This is a genomic window from Yersinia proxima, from assembly GCF_902170785.1.
In the GTDB taxonomy this organism is placed as follows: Bacteria; Pseudomonadota; Gammaproteobacteria; order Enterobacterales; family Enterobacteriaceae; genus Yersinia; species Yersinia proxima.
On the sequence record NZ_CABHYG010000004.1, the window covers coordinates 883733 to 902061 of the forward strand.

Genomic DNA, 18329 nt, shown 5'->3' on the forward strand with positions numbered 1-18329 from the left:
GCCGTTAATTAAAGCCGTTTTGCCTTGCAACATCTGCAAACCAATAACCACTTTTCTTTATGACCCGCGATTGATCTGCGATATTCAATCGCACTAATCCATAACGATTTTTATAAGCATTAAGCCAAGACCAGCAATCAATAAAAGTCCACAGATGATAGCCTTTACAATTACAGCCCTCTTGCAAGGCTCGATGTAACCATTTTAGATGCTCGCGAATAAACTCAATACGATATTCATCTTCAACCCGGCCAGATGGGGTGATAAATTGCTCTTCGCCCTCAACCCCCATGCCATTTTCAGAGATATAGCAGGGAATATTGCCATAATTCTGTTTCAGGTCTGAAAGGATGTCATACAACCCTTTTTCATAAATTTCCCAGCCACGATGCGGATTAACTTTCCGCCCAGGCATCTCATAAAAGCTAAATAAATCTTCTGGCGTTTTCACCTGGCCCATAGGGGTTGGAATATCTTTCGCCTTGACTCTTCTTGGCTGGTAATAGTTAACGCCTAATAAATCAACGACGCCATTAGCAATAAGTTGGCAATCGCCGGGTTCGATATTGGGTAGCAAGTCATGCTCACGCAACAATGCAATCAGTTCGTCAGGGTAAGTACCTTTAGTGACGGGATCGAGAAAGCTACGATTAAGTAGCAGATCGGCGTGATTTGCAGCCACATTATCGGGAATACTATCAGAGCGAGGATAGGTTGGGCTGAGGTTCAAAATGATGCCAATATCACCTCCTTGCTTAAGTTCCCGATAGTTTTCAACAGCTTTTGCGTGAGCCAGGACACTATGGTAGGCCACAGTTACCGCACGGTTGAAATCGACCACACAAGGATAATGTAAGTCGTTCAGATAGCCTGCTTCAACCGGCACCACTGGCTCGTTAAAGGTAAACCAATGTTTTACCCGGTCACCAAACAAGGTAAAGCAGATTTTGGCATAGCGAGCATAAGCATCAACCACCGCACGGCTTTCCCAACCGCCTTTCTCTTGCATGCACAACGGCATATCAAAATGATAGAGGTTGATAAACGGTGTGATGCCATTTGCCAGTAAGGCGTCAATGACCGCGTTATAAAAGGTGACGGCTTTCGGATTAAGCTCACCGCCACCGGTTGGAATCAGTCTCGACCATGAAATCGATGTCCTGAAAGTGTTATGACCTAATGCTTTTAACAGCAAAATATCCTGCTGATAATTATCGTAAAAGGTGGAGGTGTTTTCCGGGCCAACTTGGCCATGAAAACGTTCTGGTGCGATGTCATACCAATAATCAAAGATATTCTGGCTCTTGCCATCCCGCAATGACGCCCCTTCAGATTGGGTTGCAGAAGTAGCACTACCCCACCAGAAATTCTCGGGAAATTGATATTTCATTCCAGCCTCCAACCTCATACGTTAAATGGGTTTTACCATTAGAATTTCAAGCTATCTGCTATTTCTTCTTCGCTTTGAACTTCACTGTCTATCGCGTTTTGTGCTTTATTGGCAATAATCACAAAGGGTAGGTAAATCATTGTGGCAATACCAAGGTTGAATAAACTTAATAGCATCGCCGCAATACTGCCGTTGGTGTTAAAGAAAGCCCCCAATCCGACAGGCATGGTCCAGGGTGCAATATTGGTGATTGGCGGAATAAAACCGGTGTAATACGCAATTGAAGTGATAATGGCTAATACCGGTTGAACCAGGATAAACGGAATAAAGAACAGCGGGTTCATAATAACCGGTAAACCAAACAGAATCGGTTCGTTAATCTGGAAAATACTGGCTGGAGCGCCCAGTTTTGCCACCTGGCGATAATCTTCACGGCGAGAGCCAATAAAGATAGCAATAACCAGCCCCAGTGTTGCCCCGGTTCCGCCGAGGAAGATATAGGAATCAACAAAAGGTTTGGCCCACATATGGAATTCTTTGCCTGCAGCCAAGGCCGCAGCAACCGAACCATATTGGGTATATGTCGCCACGTTTTCCAATGCAAATGGCATCATAATGCCACTTTCCAATGCAGATAATGCCATCGCACCATGTATCCCGAAGAACCACAACAGTGAAGAGCACATCACATACACCCAACCTACGACACTGCCCATCTTAGACAGCGGAGCTGAAATGGTGTCCATAATGATCTGATGGAAGTTGGTGCCATGCAATCCAAGGGCATAGGCAATCACCCCCATGATGGAAAGAATGATAAAACCAGGAATTAGTGCAGAGAAAGAACGGGAGACTGAAGTCGGGACACTGTCTGGCAGGCGGATAACCCAGTTACGGCGCACAATGAAGGCGAAGACCTCTGCCACCACCAAGCCAATAATAATACCGGATATAATATTTGCGCCACCTAACCAGTTGGCACCTACCGCATAGGCATCGCCAACACTGTATGGGGTCACGGTCATAAAGGCAGCAATCGCCAGCAGTGCTGAAGCCAGCGGATCGACTCTTTTCTCTTCAGCCAGAGCCATACTGATAAAGAATGGTGTCATTAATGACATGATACCGAGAGTACCGTTGTAAACGTTGCCGCCTATAGCTTTAAAACCATTGAGCGTGGTGATGGTATCGGCGTCTAACCGCACACCCATTGAGAAAAAGAATGACCCTTCACCAAAACTCAAGAAAACGTTATTGATAAGTACAAACATAGCCCCCGTCAGGGTCAGCGGCATCAACCGAATAAACCCATTCTTGATGGCATTAATATGTTGCTGTTTGCCAATTTTAATGGCGAAGGGCAATATGGCCCTTTCCAGAGAATTAATAAATGCGCTCACAGTGCTCCCCTTATTGTTTTGCTTTTTTTATTGCGGCAACAGCAGCTTTTAATACCCCTAAACCATCAACTTTGCCGTACAGGATAGAATCAATCACTTCGACAGGTTTGTTAGGGAACATTTTGGTGACTTCTGGCAACATATAAGCAATCTGTGGCCCCAAGAGGATCACATCAGCTTCAGTGCCATGCTGTGCGGCCAGTGCTTCCGGGTAAGCATTGATAATCACTGGCACTTCATACTTCTCTGCTTGTACTTTCATTTTGGAAACCAGTAACGAAGTAGACATACCGGCAGAACAAAATAGATAAATTTTTTTCTTTTCCATACCCAACACCTTTTGATGTTCAAAAGACACAAGTTATTCATATGCCAGTGCAATGGTGAATTCCCTTTATCTGTACTTTATCGTGTCCCTTGCCCAGCTCCATTGTTTCTGGTTGTCGTCAGTATACGGAGTTGACAGCCAGTCTAGTAATTCGAGCATATCTATAATCGTCTCTAATTGACTTTCCATATTGATAGCCTTCACATTTCTCAGTTATTACAATGTGATGGTTATCGCAAAATGATTATTTTTTTGCTCGGCGAATTAAGTTTAATTCATTTGTATTTCATATGGTTAGTTTTTATTGTCTGATTTTTTAGCAACGAGGTACAACGATAAAATCTATTGAAACCAATAAAAGGATAAGTTAGAGAATCTTATTGGTTTGATAATCGTTTCATCCAAACTTTCTTACTTTTTCCGTAGGTTCAGCACAACAGCTTTATTCGTGAAGCGAAGAGCGTAGCCGCCTTTCCCTTCCCCATACGACCAACACACCGTCCTTTATAACCAAAAATAGCCGATTCCGACTTAATACTCTAAAGTTAACAGGTACTTGCCTATTTATGGAGTGACTAATGACGTTATTAAGAAATAGAACATCAGCCTCTCGACTATGCTTTCAGCTATTTAAATTGCTCTTACTGAGTGTGTTTATCTCCACGCCAACCATCGCCGCCCCACCTTCTACAGTGACGGTAACTAAACTACAAGATGGGTTGGATCACCCCTGGTCACTGGCATTTTTGCCGGATAATGGTGGGATTTTAATTACCGAACGATCCGGGCAACTTCGGTTATGGCAACAAGGAAAACAGCTATCAGAACCCTTAAAAGGCGTACCTACGGTGTATGCCAAGGGGCAAGGCGGCTTATTAGAAGTTGCATTATCACCAAAATTTGCCCAAGACAGGCGCGTCTACCTCAGTTTTTCTGAAGAGGGAAAGGATGGAAAAGCCGGTACTGCGGTAGGTTATGGTCGCCTTAATCCGCAAGGCTCCACCATTGAGAACTTCACGATTTTCTTTCGCCAACAGCCCAAATTATCAACTGGCAACCATTTTGGCGGCAAACTAGCCTTTGATGAACATGACCACATTTTTATTACCTTAGGCGAGAACAATCAGCGCCTAACCGCTCAGGACTTGAGCTTGCACCAGGGTAAAATTGTACGTCTAACTCTTGATGGTAAGGTGCCGAAAGATAACCCCTTTGCCAATCAGTCACCGGCAAGACCCGAAATTTGGTCTTATGGCCACCGTAATCCACAAGGGTTGGCGCTTAATCCATGGAGTGGCGTGATGTGGGCCAATGAGCATGGGCCGAAAGGCGGCGATGAAATAAATATCCCAATAGCGGGAAAAAATTACGGCTGGCCACTGGCAACACACGGGGTGAACTATTCTGGTTTACCGATCCCTGAGGCGAAAGGGACTCATGTAGATGGGACTGAACAGCCCGCGTATTACTGGGAAAAATCACCTGGTATCAGTGGAATGGCATTTTATAATGCCGACCGATTCCCTGCCTGGCAACATTCACTGTTTATTGGCGCATTGGCGCAAAAAGAGTTGATTCGTTTACAACTGGATGGCGATAAAGTTATTGCAGAGGAGCGCCTGCTAGGTGATCGCAGCGAAAGAATCCGCGATGTACGCATCGGGCCTGACGGCTATGTTTATCTGTTGACGGACGAGAGCGACGGTAAGCTACTCAAAGTCGGCCTTGCCACTAACCATTAGCTTAGTAGCCACAAATTTCCAAAGAAAAAGCCGGATAGTATTCCGGCTTTTTCATTATCACTGGCGAAACTTATCGTGGCAGATTAACGCACCGAAGATGCCTGCCATAAATTGAGCTTCCCGTCGGTAACATGCTGATCAATAGCATATAATTCCTCTGCACTAAAGTTCAAATTATTGAGAGCAGCACAGTTTTCCTCTAGTTGTTCTGGCCGGCTGGCACCAATCAAAACGGATGTAACGCGGCTATCTTTCAACAACCAGCTTAATGCCATTTGCGCTAAAGACTGTCCACGTTGTTTAGCTAATTCATTCAATAACTTGATACTGCGCAGGTTGGCTTCTGACAACATAGTTTCTTTGAGTGAACCGCCCGCTTCTTTTTTCATGCGGGAATCATCAGGAATACCATTGAGATATTTCCCTGTCAGTAATCCCTGAGCCAGAGGTGTAAAAGCAATACAGCCGACACCTTGTTTATCCAAGGTATCTAATAAGTTAGTCTGTTCGACCCAACGATTGAGAATATTATAAGAAGGCTGGTGAATAAGCAGAGGAATTTTCCATTGCTGCAATAACTCCACCATTGTCGCTGTTCGCTCAGAAGAATAGGATGAAATTCCAACATATAATGCTTTGCCACTTTGTACTGCCTGAGCTAAAGCTGATGCTGTTTCTTCCATTGGCGTATTTTCATCAACACGGTGCGAATAGAAGATATCCACATAATCCAGTCCCATACGTTTTAGGCTTTGATCCAAACTGGCCAGCAGATATTTCCGCGAACTACCTGTGCCATAGGGACCGGGCCACATGTTATAACCGGCTTTAGTCGATATTATCAGTTCATCACGATAAGGCTTAAAATCATCTTGTAGCAACTTACCGAAGTTTTGTTCTGCCGATCCTGGCGGTGGGCCATAATTATTGGCTAAATCGAAATGGGTAATCCCCAGGTCAAAGGCTTTACGCAATAGTGTACGTTGTGATTCTAATGTATTGTTAAAACTAAAATTATGCCAAAGTCCAAGTGACAATGCGGGAAGCTGCAAGCCGCTTTTTCCACAAAAGCGATATTGCATTTGGTTATATCGGGAAGGATCTGCGTTGTAAGGCATGATGGCTCTATCTCCGTTTATTGTATTTTTGAAACAGCATTCCTATTTTAACGACATCCTCCACCACTGCAAGTAAACCCCTCTGATTGCAAAAATTCTCACTCTATATTTCTGATATCTGAATGCTCCCAGAGTTTATTTGTACTACAATTATTACCACTCTAGTGAATAACTATGGAGGGCTTTTTATGACTGCAATCGATGTAATGTGGGTTGGACTAGGTGGAGGAATCGGCTCACTATTACGATGGTGGATAGGACTCGGTGTCGGCAAAATATATAAAGGTAATTTTCCCCTCGGCACTTTTCTAATTAATATTTCGGGTGCATTTGTAATTGGTTATCTAAGCATTCTTTTTAGTGTCGACTGGCGCGATCGCTATGGCGATCTCATGAATGCCGCCGTGTTAACCGGTATTTTAGGCGGTTATACCACCTTCAGTAGCATGCAATTAGATGCGGCAAAACTGTCTACAACCCGGGGCAGAGCTATTGCTGCTGGATATCTGATTATTTCTGTATTAGTCGGTTTAGCTGCAGCCGCATTGGGTGCATGGCTGGCGTATTAATCAGAGGGACAATTTATTAACCGGATAATGTTATTAATCAGATAATGTTATTAATCGGAGAACATTATTAATAGGAGAAAGTTGTTATGCCGAATCTTATTATTTTAGTTTTTGTTGGTGGCGCTTTTGGTGCCATGTGTCGTGAATTTATTATGTTATCAGTACCACGACTGGCAGATGGCTTCCCAATGGATATCTTTGTCGCTAATATCATCGCCGCATTTTTATTAGGGTTAGCGACCTCCTTCTTTAAGAACGGTAAAATTAACCAATATGTCCATTTGATGGTGGGTACTGGCATCATGGGAGGTCTTTCAACATTCTCCAGTTTCGTCTTTGGTGCCGTTGAAATGATGAAAACCCCCGGTGAGGTTTTAGTCTCAATTTGTTATTTGGTCATCAGTCTGATTGTTGGTTTTATCGCTGTTGAATTGGGTTTAATGGTGGGGCCGAAAGAAAAACCTAAAGATCCACAAACTGCCACGCAATAAGAAAATACAGGGATATCCTAAGGCATAAAAACACCCTCGTCATGAGGGTGTGAGATTAATAGCAAAACTATTGATAACTCAGTGAATGAAGGGGTTACCGTACCTCGGGGCACTCCGACGGCTTACGCCGTTACGACCCCAACGGCACGATTCCCCTTCATTCGACTTGATCAATAGATTTAATCTAATTTCTGGCAATTACCAAAGAACATCTCAGTAATAAGAGAGTTATTTATCGTATCGCCATTTAAGGTTCTGACCAGCAGTTCACTGCCTAACAATGGCAATGAGAACACCATATCAGGGTTAACTCGTTTAACTTTTTGCATATTTTGTGTTTCATTAACCAGAGCTAATGTTTTTGTACCCTCACCGGCAATCTCTTTTGCCGCCAGAATAGTAAAGGTATTGTCGGCATCATTATTGCACAATGCGATTATATATTTTGCCCTGGCGGCACCGGCCAATTTCAGTGTTTCGACCGAAGAGGGATCGCCCTCAATAACATCTGCATGTGGAGGAAAACCGTGTTGGCTGCCAACTGCGCAAACCACAGTAACATCATCACCCCGGTCACGCAGACCGTTATAAACATTCAGCGCCAAAGAACTGGAACCGACAATAATAAAATGATTTTTACGTTCCACGTGAGAAATCCTACCTTTAACAATGCGTTTAATATTATTACTGATTATTGGGCCGGCAATAGAAGCAATCGAAGTAGCAAAGACTGTAATGCCAGCAATAATCACCGTAAGAGTGAACATTCTTGCCACAGTGGTATGCGGAATAATATCCCCGAAACCCACGGTTGACATACAAACAATCGCGAAATAGAACGCCGTAGGTAAATCGGTCACCACCGGAGCGAACTCATCGCCCATGTAAAGTGTACCCAACATGCTATAGACGATTAATGAACAAATACTTGCGATCGCAAAGAATGTTGCACTCCCAAGACTGTAATGATCAAACTCACGCCAATAAAATATCAGCGCAACAAGGACAATAAGGGAATAAGTAGTCAGTTTATTCTGATCTTTCAGAATAAAGATATTGATAGCAACGAGTGTAAATAACAATAATACCGTAAGAAACCATGCAGTACGGATTTTCATCGCAACTGAAAATGCCATTAATATCAATAGCAGACCGATCATAAATCTCGGAATTTCAAATAATTCGAGAAAACTTAATGCCTCCTTCCAAGTACTGAAATTGTTTATCGCATCGGTTGAATGAGACAGTGCCCGGAAAAGCACCGGGCTTAACACCAAATACCCATTAATGGCCACCAAAACAGCCAATAAAAGCGGTATTGATACCTTCGTTTTAATTTCCTGTAATATTTTCATCAATAGAGTGACTAAAATTGTTATAGGTGAATTAAGTATAGATAAAAAACGATAAAAATCATGGTTAAATATGATTATTTTTGACTAAAATCAAATGATAATTCGGTTATTGCTATAAAGACAACATCACTCTGGCCATTTTACATTTTGTAAAGTTATCCATACTCAATAATGAATAAAATAATAATCCTATAGTTGGAATTAATACCATTTTGGTTAATAATATACAGGTTCACTGGCATATCGGAAATGCCAGCGTTCGTAGACTTGAGTGATATCCATCACCCTTAATTTAAGTGTCTTAAATATTTCATCATATTTAACAGATAAATAAGGAAATAAGCATGTCCTACAAATCACTTCGTAATATTGCATTGACTGGTTTATTACTTTCCGCTGCCGCAACAAGTTTTGCAGCAACCACTAACGCAACGGCGACTACCCCGAGTGATATGACCTGCAAAGAGTTCCTGGATCTGAATCCTAAGTCATTTACTCCGGTTGTTTATTGGGTATTAAATGATGATACTCAATATAAGAAAGGTGATTATGTTGACTTGCACGAGACTGACACTATCGTGACACCGAAAGTGGTTGAAGTCTGCAAGAAAGCACCTGAAAGCAAACTTTCTGAAATTAAACAGGATATTTTAGGCTTTGCTAAAAAACATATGTAACGTGTAAAAGTCTACCTTATGAAAAAGGCGCTTAATAAGCGCCTTTTTATTTTATTGAATAATAACTAACGGGTAATACTCAATTTATCATAGCCGCGAACATAATAATTAACCGCAGAAATTACCCAGCACAGTATAAACATACCAATAATCCAGTAACCTATCTCACCTAAGTTTTCACTGATATTATTTATTGGTGTCCAAATACCGCCAGTCAAATTAAGTTTATCCGCAATTAACCCTAATGCTTCAATTCCACCAATAAAGAATGCAATGATAACTGAAGCCGCAGTGATGGTAATGTTGTAATACAATTTCCGTACTGGTTTTGAAAAGGCCCAACCATAAGCACCAATCATGACAAAGTTATCGAGTGAGTCGATCAAAGCCATCCCGGAAGCAAATAAAATAGGGAAAACCATAATTGACCACAAATTCATGCCATGAGTTGCACTGGCCGCTGAGATCCCTAACACCCCAATTTCGGTAGCAGTATCAAAACCCAAGCCGAATAAAAAACCAACGGGGTACATATGCCAGCTTTTATTCACCATGTTAAACACACGTTTGAATATTCTGGCCAGAAAACCGCCATTATTAGTCACCAATAGATCAAGTTCTTCGTCTTGGTAGACATGCCCTGCTTTGACCTGTTTAAACTTTTTATATACTGAAATCAGAATGGTTAAATTAAGAAAACCAAACAACAATAAAAACAGAGACGAAACCAACGTACCAATCAAACCGCCGGTTTCGTGGAACCACGCCATATTATTTTTAAATGCCATGGCGGTTGCGGCGATAGCCAGTGACGCTAATATGACAATGGTCGAATGACCAAGAGAGAAGAATGTCCCAACCGCAATCGGAGTCTTCCCCTGTTGCATCAATTTACGGGTTACATTATCAATAGCGGCAATATGGTCAGCATCTACGGCATGACGCAAACCAAAGCTATAAGCCAGAAATGCCATCCCCATTAGCACCGCATTATCATTAAATTCGGTAAAAGCCCAAACCCATGCCAACCCATTAATCACCAGTAAGCCAATCAATAAGTAAATGGCGCGACGTTTAGTTTGCTGGTTGCCAAATGCACTACGTTTCTCTATTCCAGTCGTCATATTCATACTCCAGAATAAAATCGCTATTGTCTATGTGCTGGCATCACATCTTTATTGGGAACCAGGAATAACCATGAAGCGAGAACAAATGGCATCGTCAAGGTTGGAATACCGATCGGCGACAATAGAATATTCAAAGCACCCTGTACGATGACCGTAAAAATAACGCCGACGATGGTATAGGCCAAAACGCGCCAACTGGGTTTGTTAAATGTCGAACCTAAAGCGATCGCCGTCAGTACCGCACTGAATGCATAAAGTCCGGCATCAATACTGCTCGGGTTTGCCCCAAGGAATATAGCGGTGAAAAGCGCCAATAGTGAACCACCTACGGCAAATACAGCGGCCCAGAGCGATTCAACCGCTAGCCCGATAATAAAAAGAATACCGCCAATCAAACTACTGAATAAAAATACCTGAGAAACACCATTGAACATGCTGACGAAAATATTACCACCCGCAGTTGCTCCACTATCTAAAACCAGCGGATGAGGTAGAGCCGGAGTAGGTAATCCACTGCTATGTAAACCGGCAAAGGCGTAACTGGCCAACAAGATCATCCAGGTAGTAAGAACAAAAGGTGCAGTTAATGCCGCAACTTTCCAGGTTTTTAAAATATCGGCGATACAAACCATCACAATGACCGACACGATGCTACCTAAAACAATGCACGCCCAGACTATCGGTGTGGCAACCAAAAATGTCGGTAATGCCGCCCCCACCAAACATCCGTTATAACCGTATAATCCTGAGCGCCATGATTTACGATCGCGCATCGTTAGCCCGGTAAGTGTTGCTACTATTGTTCCCAGCACACAACCATAAGCCACCGCCGGATTCCCTTCGCCATAAGCTCCGACAAATATTGCGATAAAAAAGAATAGCCCGGTCAGAGGGTTATTCTGGAACATGACTTGAGCACAGCCGCGCAGCGTTGTATCGATAAATTCAATGAAAACATTCGAAGCACTAAGTTGTGCCCAGCCGGATTGATTGCCCGTTTTCGCGTTCATTATTTTACCCTTCTAACTTGAAGCCACAGCTGTATTAGCTGCACTCACTTGTCGTTGCATCCATTTATTGTTGCAGCGATGTTTTGCTGCAACGCCAATACCTTTGAGCAACACCCTAGCGCCATAAGAATTTTTCCGGCAATGTCACACCGAGAATTTCCTCACGAGCTATTTTCCAAAACTGTCGGATTTCATTTTTCACACCGGCACTATCAATTCCCAGTGCTTTAAACACCAGCCCGCAATCATTCGGTAAGCGCGTTGCCCCACTGGCAATACCGCCTTTAATATCAAAATGGGCCGGTACTCGCGCCAGAATGCGGTCATGATGTTCTTTGGGGGTTAATAAGATCACATTGCCGAATGCATCAAACGATTGCATTACCCCAATGGCATCAAGACTTTCTGACTTCGGTTCCAGCACATATTTCTCAACAAACAACTCTTTACCTGCTGGCTGTTCTTTACCCAAAAAAACGTGTGCCGCCACGCGGGAGGAATAAACATCAAAACCAAAGCGTTCGTCTGCATGGTGATATTTACGCCCAGACATCAGCACTTCCGAATAAATCGCCGTCGCCGTAGGATGAATATTAATGGTGGTATCAGTAATAAAACGCGAATTACGATGTGGAATAAGTGGGTCTGGCATAAATTCAAGATACCCTCCCTCTTCCACCGTAAAATTCTGTATCTGCGACGCGTAGTTGGCATTCATCATATGAACTTTGGTCGCTGACTGCGTAGTGACATGGGCGCAAGCGCCCGCCTCCACAATCACGTCAGTGGCCAGACGGTCACCTTGTAAAATGCATCCTGAAGTCGAGATCATGGTGACACAAGGTAGTTCGGGCATTTCTTCATCCCAGTACAGCGCTTTTTGCACCATTGAGGGCACCCGTCTTTCCATTTCGGCCAAAATACTGCGATGTTCACGTTTGGCAAATCTCAGTTTGAGATAGCCGCTTTTCCCTACCGCCCCGCTACGCATTTGCGCCGGTTCATCTTGGTATTCCGCGAGTTCCGGCGCGTTGATACCTAATGCGTGAGCGCGAACCCGTGAAGGAGTTTCCACGATATTCTGGCTCTGCGATGTCATGCATGTTCTCCTTGTGGCTGCACATGGGTAAACAAGAAATCGCGCATAATCATATCCACCAACTCTTCAATGCCCTGCCCGGTTTTGCAGTTGGTCAGAATATAAGGGCGCTCGCCACGCACCACTTTGGTGTCACTTTCCATCACATCCAGGCTGGCACCGACATAAGGGGCGAGGTCAATTTTGTTGATGACAAGAATGTCCGCCTGAACCAAACCTGGACCATTTTTACGCGGGATTTTTTCCCCTTCCGCCACATCGATGACATAGATATAGAAGTCGGCCAAGGCCGGGCTAAAGGTCAGTGTCAGGTTATCGCCACCGCTTTCAATCATGATGAGATCGCTGTCAGGGAAGCGCTCTTCCATTTCTTCCACTGCAGCAATATTCATACTTGGATCTTCGCGCACCGCAGTATGCGGGCAAGCACCGGTTTCGACCCCGAGGATCTTCTCTTCATCCAGAATGCCTTTCAGGGTACGTTTCACCTGTTTGGCATCCTCGGTGGTGACGATGTCATTGGTAATGATCAGCGGCTTAATACCCCGTTTGATCAGAATAGGGGTGATCACTTCGATAATGGCGGTTTTACCTGAACCCACCGGGCCACCAATACCAATGCGGGTGATCTTTTTGCGTTTATCGGTTGAATGGCTATTCACGGGGTCATCCTCTCAATTTAATCTGTTTTTGGTTCTGTACTCGGTCAGCAGAAAAACCCAGCACTCAGAAGTCATTTTTATCAATCAGTTAAGTAGTCGATCAGTTACTAAACAGGCGAACGTGCGCTTTCACATGCACCGCCGCCAAAACATCCACAATCGGGACATAAGAAGACATCTGGTCAATATCGCCAATTTCGGCAATATCGCAGAACTTCTCGATGTCGTGGTTTAATTCAAACAAGATATGCTGTGTGTCGAAGTGGGTAACGCGCATCAAGCGCATGGCCGCACTTAATATCGTCATCGCCACGCCATATTGGTGCATCACCACCACTTCGCGCTGCCCAATCCCCTGGGCGGCCATCACCACCGCCTGAGTGACCGGGTAAGTCCCCGCGGTATTGCCATTTTTTATCTGTTCCAGCCACCAGCTGATCAGCGGATGCTCCACCACATGGATTGACATCTCCGCCAGTTTTTTCCCCATCCGGGTTGCCATCAGGCGGCTTTCTTCATTGAGTTTGCGGTTATTCACCGCCCAATCAGCACGGATAATACCGTCACGATCGTCGGCTACTACAGCCCGATGGGCAGCAACCACCCCCATACCATCACAACTGGCCGCTTGTTTTAGAGCGGTCAATACGAAGCCTTTTAATGTCGGTACGTCGCGTACCACGCCAGTTTGGATGGCGGACTCCACGCCATTGGAAAACGTGAAAGCCCCGACCGGCAGTACGGAATCACCAAATTGCATGATACGAATCAGATCTGATGCATTCATTGCGGTGCCTCCCTGCCAGAATCAGTGTTTATGGTCGTGGTCGTGATCGCCGTGGCTATGACTATGACTGTGGTCGTGGTCATGGCTATGTGTATGCCCATCGCCGTGGGAATGAATCGCGTGAACATGTAAGCCGGAGCCATGAGGTTCATCCAAAGGGCTGGCGACATGCACATGAGTATCGGTATCTTCAGCCCCGCCAAATAGCAGGCGCGCTTCAGAATTACTGAGTAATGGCAGAATTTCCGCCCCTTTAACAAAACGGAAAGGTAAATGCTGGAAGCCGTGGGTTCTCATCACGGAATCCATCATGGTGGTGGCAACCGTCAGAGGCACATAGACCTCGTTATTTTTCGTAACTGCTTTCCAGTGCTGGTTACCCAGTGCATGCCCTAGCTCAAAGCAGGTTTTAATCAATTCATCCGGTGAACGACTTTTCAGTTCACTCAGATCGATAACCATGACATCGCGCAAATTAATTTGTACCACCACCGCGACATGGGTTTTTTCATCCCACGCCAGCACATCCCCATCAGCCAGAACGACGTGGCGGTCGAGCGAAATACCCAAATCTAACCCCTGCGTGCTGAGTTTACGGCAACGGCTTTTTTGCGCTTCCCGTTGATCCAAAACCAAGAGATCAAAAGTGGCGTCTTTGAGTTTCTCTTGCCAAACCGGATCTTTTTTCACATTGCCAAGAATGTGCTCTATCAAAATCATGTATTGACTCCTTGCCTGTATTTTTGGCAAAAGCCAGTTGCCCACAGTAATGAAATCCGTTTCTGTGCCACACATCCCGGCCATCGTTGGTCGCCCCATCCAATAGCCAGATGACACTTACCATGAGCAAACTGAATGCTTAATAAACTGGATTTGAGTCCAGATTTATCCGCTAACCAAAGCCTTTATCAACCAAAGCCCTTATTAACCAAAGCTCTTATTAACCAAAGAAATAACGTTGGTTCATCGACGCTGTATCAATAGGCTCACAGGTGGCATGTACGCCATTCACTTTCACCGCAAAGGTTTCAGGGTCCACTTCAATGTTTGGTGTTTGGTCATTACGCACCAGGTCATGTTTAGAGATGGTACGGCAGTTTTTAACCGCAATAACCTGGCGATCCAGCCCGGCTTTCTCTTTCACGCCATCATCCAGCGCGGCCTGAGAAACGAAGGTGACGCAGGTGTCTTGCATGGTTTTACCCATTGCGCCAAACATTGGACGATAGAACACCGGTTGTGGGGTTGGTAATGAGGCGTTCGGATCACCCATTGCCGCCCAGTTGATCATGCCGCCTTTGATAACCATCTTAGGTTTTGCACCAAAGAAGCGCGGATCCCACAGCACCAGATCGGCCATTTTGCCCACTTCAACTGAACCGATGACATGACTGACACCTTGTGCAATCGCTGGGTTAATAGTGATTTTTGCCACATAGCGCAGGACGCGGAAGTTATCGTTACCCGGCGCATCTTCTGGCAATTTGCCGCGTGATGCTTTCATTGCGTTAGCCGTTTGCATTACACGTAACCAGTTTTCCCCAACACGCCCCATGGCTTGTGAGTCACTGGAGAACATGGAGATAACCCCCATATCGTGCAGAACGTTTTCTGCCGCGATGGTTTCCGGGCGCACGCGGCTTTCGGCAAAGGAGACGTCAGCAGGCACATTCGGGTTGAGGTTATGACACACCATGATCATGTCGAACAGTTCGGCCTGGCTGTTAACCCCGTATGGCAGGGTTGGGTTAGTCGAACTTGGTAGTACGTTAGGCTGGCTGGCAACACGGATGATATCCGGCGCATGGCCCCCGCCCGCACCCTCGGTGTGGAAGGTATGGATGGTGCGGCCTTCGAAGGCATCAATGGTATCTTCTACATAACCACATTCGTTCAAACTGTCGGTATGTACGGAAACCTGAATATCCATTTCGTCCGCCATCCGTAATGAATGGCGCAGGGCATTAGCTGTCGCACCCCAGTCTTCGTGAACTTTATAGCCGACAACACCGGCAATCGCCTGTTCCAACAGCGGGCCGCGGCCATAAGAGTTACCTTTACCCAGAATACCCACGTTGACTGGCAGGCCTTCAACTGAGCGCAACATCTGACGAATATTCCAAGGGCCAGGTGTAACTGTGGTCCCGTTAGTACCGTCGGTTGGGCCAATCCCACCACCAAAGAAGGTTGCCACGCCATTAGAGAGTGCATGGTAAGCCTGTTGTGGGGAGATTAAGTGAATGTGGCTATCAATACCGGCGGCGGTCAGAATCAAATGCTCACCGGAAATAGCGTCGGTGCTTACGCCCACGACCATGCCGGGAGTCACGCCATCCATCACCCCTGGGTTACCACTTTTACCGATACCGGCAATTTTACCATCACGGATACCGACGTCGGCTTTGATAACCCCTAAACGAGCATCAACGATAGTGACGTTGGTTATGACTAAATCCAGTACACCGTTATCGCGGGTCAGATGGTTATTCGCGCCCATCCCGTCACGCAATGACTTGCCCCCACCGTAAACCGACTCTTCACCATATCCACGCAGGTCTTTTTCGATTTCGATAAACAGATTGGTGTCACCCAAACGGATTTTATCGCCAGTCGTTGGGCCAAATAGACCCGCGTATTCTTGCCGAGAAATTTGAGGCATCTGTCGCTCCTTTCTTTTTCCGGTACGTGTAACCTTCATCTTTCAAGTTGCAGGTGTGTTAGCTACACTCGCTCACCCGAATCACTTACCTGTGTAAGCTCATCGGAACTCTCTCGTTTGCCGCCTTCCTGAAACTTGAAATCTATTGGTTATAGCCAATTACACGTATGCGAATTTCGATGATTTTTAGTTAGATAAGGTGTCATTTAGACGATTTGAAACCACGCTCAGCCGCACGACGAATAGCCTCTAGCTTATCCGGACGTTCGCTATTGGGAACGACGCCTTCACCGGTCCAACCATCCACCAGGTTGTTAAAACCATACAGTGTTTGCTTGCCACCAAAAGGAATCAGCGGAACTTCGGTTTCATCACCAGGTTCAAAACGGATGGCGGTTGTTGAAGAGATATTCAGCCTTTTTCCGTAAGCCGCAGCACGGTCAAACTCCAGTGCCCGGTTAGCTTCAAAGAAGTGGAAATGTGAACCCACCTGAATTGGCCGGTCACCGGTATTGCGAACCTTCACTTTGGTAACGGGTTTGTTTTCATTAAAGGTGATCGGTGTATCGGCTAAAATGCAACCACCCAATGGAGTATTTTGTTCTGCATTATCTTTAGTGCTTTTCTTTGCGCTCATGCTTTGATCCTCTGCAAAATTCAGTTCAGGTTTTTACTCGCATGTTGCCGTCACTCATTTGATAGGGTCGTGCACCGTGACCAAACGGCTACCGTCAGTAAAAATTGCTTCGACCTGAACATTCGGAATCAGATCAGCCACCCCGTCCATCACATCATCTTTTGTGAGAACTTTACTGGCTTCTTTCATCACATCCTCTACGGATTTGCCATCTCTGGCCCCTTCCATTGCAGTCACTGTGATAATAGAAACGGCTTCCGGATAATTGAGTTTCAAGCCACGCGCTTTGCGTTTGAACGCCACATCAGACAGCGTGTAGATCATGAGCTTTTCAACTTCTCTTGGGGTGAGCTGCATAAGCCCTCCTGTATCTGGTTAAGAAAGTGAAAGTGAGAAAAACAACCTACTAGCCTTATAACTTGCCTTGCCTATAAAGGTTATCCCTTGTTATTGCTGATAAAAGTAGGTTTTTGACGCCTGTTAAATGAGAATATTTCAGAATTGAAGCGTATCCTCCTGTATATCTTGTGAGATTCTTCGTTTGAATTCTGACTTTACATTTTAATTACCATCAATCTGCTGCCAGATATTTATCCTGTAACCTTTAATATCGCGAACAGGCTAAAAACGACGAGCATTATCCATTCCCATCGCAGATAGCTGCGACAGGGCATAGGGCATTATCCCGTTAAGTTTATTTGTATGATGATTTTTTCGGATAGGTATTTTTTACCGCTTTTAGTTATCTCAAGCAACCATGAAATAGTGTTTATTAATATTTTTTTACTAAAATAGAAAAGCATTACTGCGCTTATCCACAGTAAAAAATATAGTGAAGAACTAATTAATCGTTTGCGTTCTATAGCTAATGCCATAGCTACCGAATCCCTTTATTTAACACCTGACTTCAGTATGTTTTTTTGTAATAGAGATACCGTTAAATCAACCAATTACTATAAAAAATCGTCTATGATCAATATAGACCAAAAACGGAAAAATTCATCATTAATTGCAAATTTAATAAAAATGACTATATAAAACAATGAAAATATTTAAAAAAAACAAACAAAATCAACAAGATAAATCGAAATGGTAGTGAGTTTATATTTATCGCAAATAAAGTCAGTGGAGAGTTAACATCGATAATCCATGCAAAAAAAATAAATAAATAATCAGTACAAACCACAAGGAAACTCAAACACCCATAATAGGGTATAAAACACAAACTCACCTTAATCTCATATCAATAACTGAGTTTAAATTTACCACGAATATATA

Annotated in this window: 18 protein-coding genes; 4 read left to right on the forward strand and 14 right to left on the reverse strand. The window is 44.4% G+C overall.

The window, feature by feature from the left end:
• Nucleotides 1-4: 4 nt before the first annotated feature.
• Genes FTB31_RS06110 through FTB31_RS06120 form a run of 3 tightly spaced genes read right to left on the reverse strand, consistent with a single transcriptional unit; the run spans nt 5 to nt 3118 of the window.
• A complete protein-coding gene (locus FTB31_RS06110; protein ID WP_077173666.1) occupies nt 5-1390 on the reverse strand; it encodes a glycoside hydrolase family 1 protein in 1386 nt (461 codons plus the stop codon).
• Nucleotides 1391-1428: 38 nt separating this feature from the next.
• Nucleotides 1429-2790, reverse strand: coding sequence for a PTS N,N'-diacetylchitobiose transporter subunit IIC (gene chbC / locus FTB31_RS06115; protein WP_005172943.1), 1362 nt, complete (start codon nt 2788-2790; stop codon nt 1429-1431).
• A gap of 10 nt (nt 2791-2800) precedes the next feature.
• Nucleotides 2801-3118 (reverse strand): PTS sugar transporter subunit IIB, encoded by a 318-nt coding sequence (locus tag FTB31_RS06120; RefSeq protein ID WP_050076468.1) that lies wholly within the window; start codon nt 3116-3118, stop codon nt 2801-2803.
• Between the two features lie 578 nt (nt 3119-3696).
• Here FTB31_RS06120 and FTB31_RS06125 point away from each other — a divergent pair.
• Nucleotides 3697-4860 carry a PQQ-dependent sugar dehydrogenase gene (locus FTB31_RS06125; RefSeq protein WP_077173665.1) on the forward strand — a complete coding sequence of 388 codons (1164 nt, stop codon included), beginning with the start codon at nt 3697-3699 and terminating at the stop codon, nt 4858-4860.
• 83 nt (nt 4861-4943) lie between these two features.
• Here FTB31_RS06125 and mgrA read toward each other — a convergent pair whose 3' ends face one another.
• Nucleotides 4944-5978, reverse strand: coding sequence for an L-glyceraldehyde 3-phosphate reductase (gene mgrA / locus FTB31_RS06130; RefSeq protein WP_077173664.1), 1035 nt, complete (start codon nt 5976-5978; stop codon nt 4944-4946).
• A gap of 188 nt (nt 5979-6166) precedes the next feature.
• Between mgrA and FTB31_RS06135 the strand changes: the two genes are divergently transcribed.
• The gene (locus FTB31_RS06135; RefSeq protein ID WP_005164234.1) at nt 6167-6547 is read left to right on the forward strand and encodes a fluoride efflux transporter FluC; all 381 of its coding nucleotides are present in this window, start codon (nt 6167-6169) and stop codon (nt 6545-6547) included.
• Nucleotides 6548-6633: 86 nt separating this feature from the next.
• Complete coding sequence (gene crcB, locus FTB31_RS06140) at nt 6634-7038, forward strand: fluoride efflux transporter CrcB (protein ID WP_050076472.1); 405 nt, start codon at nt 6634-6636, stop codon at nt 7036-7038.
• A gap of 179 nt (nt 7039-7217) precedes the next feature.
• Here the strand turns inward: crcB and kch are convergent, their stop codons facing one another.
• Nucleotides 7218-8393, reverse strand: a complete 1176-nt coding sequence (gene kch / locus FTB31_RS06145; protein ID WP_050076473.1) for a voltage-gated potassium channel protein — start codon at nt 8391-8393, stop codon at nt 7218-7220.
• A gap of 344 nt (nt 8394-8737) precedes the next feature.
• Between kch and hdeB the strand changes: the two genes are divergently transcribed.
• Nucleotides 8738-9070: an acid-activated periplasmic chaperone HdeB gene (gene hdeB / locus FTB31_RS06150; RefSeq protein ID WP_050076474.1), complete on the forward strand. Its 333-nt coding sequence runs from the start codon at nt 8738-8740 to the stop codon at nt 9068-9070.
• A gap of 65 nt (nt 9071-9135) precedes the next feature.
• Here the strand turns inward: hdeB and FTB31_RS06155 are convergent, their stop codons facing one another.
• The 9 genes from FTB31_RS06155 to FTB31_RS06195 all read right to left on the reverse strand — a co-directional run bounded on the left by FTB31_RS06155 (nt 9136) and on the right by FTB31_RS06195 (nt 17408).
• Nucleotides 9136-10194, reverse strand: coding sequence for a HoxN/HupN/NixA family nickel/cobalt transporter (locus FTB31_RS06155; protein WP_077173663.1), 1059 nt, complete (start codon nt 10192-10194; stop codon nt 9136-9138).
• 23 nt (nt 10195-10217) lie between these two features.
• Nucleotides 10218-11207 carry an urea transporter gene (yut, locus tag FTB31_RS06160; RefSeq protein ID WP_077173662.1) on the reverse strand — a complete coding sequence of 330 codons (990 nt, stop codon included), beginning with the start codon at nt 11205-11207 and terminating at the stop codon, nt 10218-10220.
• Between the two features lie 115 nt (nt 11208-11322).
• Complete coding sequence (locus tag FTB31_RS06165; protein ID WP_019082134.1) at nt 11323-12306, reverse strand: urease accessory protein UreD; 984 nt, start codon at nt 12304-12306, stop codon at nt 11323-11325.
• Complete coding sequence (gene ureG / locus FTB31_RS06170; RefSeq protein WP_004390399.1) at nt 12303-12968, reverse strand: urease accessory protein UreG; 666 nt, start codon at nt 12966-12968, stop codon at nt 12303-12305. The genes FTB31_RS06165 and ureG overlap by 4 nt, the downstream gene beginning before the upstream one ends.
• Before the next feature lie 100 nt (nt 12969-13068).
• Nucleotides 13069-13755, reverse strand: coding sequence for an urease accessory protein UreF (locus FTB31_RS06175; RefSeq protein ID WP_005164256.1), 687 nt, complete (start codon nt 13753-13755; stop codon nt 13069-13071).
• Nucleotides 13756-13776: 21 nt separating this feature from the next.
• On the reverse strand, nt 13777-14475 hold the full coding sequence (ureE, locus tag FTB31_RS06180) for an urease accessory protein UreE (protein WP_077173661.1): 699 nt from the start codon (nt 14473-14475) through the stop codon (nt 13777-13779).
• Nucleotides 14476-14695: 220 nt separating this feature from the next.
• The gene (locus FTB31_RS06185) at nt 14696-16414 is read right to left on the reverse strand and encodes an urease subunit alpha (protein ID WP_019082132.1); all 1719 of its coding nucleotides are present in this window, start codon (nt 16412-16414) and stop codon (nt 14696-14698) included.
• Between the two features lie 202 nt (nt 16415-16616).
• Nucleotides 16617-17051, reverse strand: coding sequence for an urease subunit beta (locus tag FTB31_RS06190; protein WP_019082131.1), 435 nt, complete (start codon nt 17049-17051; stop codon nt 16617-16619).
• A 54-nt stretch (nt 17052-17105) separates the two neighbouring features.
• A complete protein-coding gene (locus FTB31_RS06195; RefSeq protein WP_002215288.1) occupies nt 17106-17408 on the reverse strand; it encodes an urease subunit gamma in 303 nt (100 codons plus the stop codon).
• Between the last annotated feature and the right edge of the window lie 921 nt (nt 17409-18329).

Excerpts from the sequence above, each read along its gene's own strand:
- FTB31_RS06110 (WP_077173666.1), bottom strand. The coding sequence starts at position 1,390 with ATGAAATATCAATTTCCCGAGAATTTCTGGTGGGGTAGTGCTACTTCT.
- crcB (WP_050076472.1), top strand. The coding sequence starts at position 6,634 with ATGCCGAATCTTATTATTTTAGTTTTTGTTGGTGGCGCTTTTGGTGCC.
- FTB31_RS06120 (WP_050076468.1), bottom strand. The coding sequence starts at position 3,118 with ATGGAAAAGAAAAAAATTTATCTATTTTGTTCTGCCGGTATGTCTACT.
- hdeB (WP_050076474.1), top strand. The coding sequence starts at position 8,738 with ATGTCCTACAAATCACTTCGTAATATTGCATTGACTGGTTTATTACTT.
- FTB31_RS06175 (WP_005164256.1), bottom strand. The coding sequence starts at position 13,755 with ATGAATGCATCAGATCTGATTCGTATCATGCAATTTGGTGATTCCGTA.
- yut (WP_077173662.1), bottom strand. The coding sequence starts at position 11,207 with ATGAACGCGAAAACGGGCAATCAATCCGGCTGGGCACAACTTAGTGCT.
- FTB31_RS06195 (WP_002215288.1), bottom strand. The coding sequence starts at position 17,408 with ATGCAGCTCACCCCAAGAGAAGTTGAAAAGCTCATGATCTACACGCTG.
- FTB31_RS06125 (WP_077173665.1), top strand. The coding sequence starts at position 3,697 with ATGACGTTATTAAGAAATAGAACATCAGCCTCTCGACTATGCTTTCAG.
- FTB31_RS06165 (WP_019082134.1), bottom strand. The coding sequence starts at position 12,306 with ATGACATCGCAGAGCCAGAATATCGTGGAAACTCCTTCACGGGTTCGC.
- kch (WP_050076473.1), bottom strand. The coding sequence starts at position 8,393 with ATGAAAATATTACAGGAAATTAAAACGAAGGTATCAATACCGCTTTTA.
- FTB31_RS06185 (WP_019082132.1), bottom strand. The coding sequence starts at position 16,414 with ATGCCTCAAATTTCTCGGCAAGAATACGCGGGTCTATTTGGCCCAACG.
- FTB31_RS06190 (WP_019082131.1), bottom strand. The coding sequence starts at position 17,051 with ATGAGCGCAAAGAAAAGCACTAAAGATAATGCAGAACAAAATACTCCA.
- FTB31_RS06155 (WP_077173663.1), bottom strand. The coding sequence starts at position 10,194 with ATGACGACTGGAATAGAGAAACGTAGTGCATTTGGCAACCAGCAAACT.
- FTB31_RS06135 (WP_005164234.1), top strand. The coding sequence starts at position 6,167 with ATGACTGCAATCGATGTAATGTGGGTTGGACTAGGTGGAGGAATCGGC.
- mgrA (WP_077173664.1), bottom strand. The coding sequence starts at position 5,978 with ATGCCTTACAACGCAGATCCTTCCCGATATAACCAAATGCAATATCGC.
- ureE (WP_077173661.1), bottom strand. The coding sequence starts at position 14,475 with ATGATTTTGATAGAGCACATTCTTGGCAATGTGAAAAAAGATCCGGTT.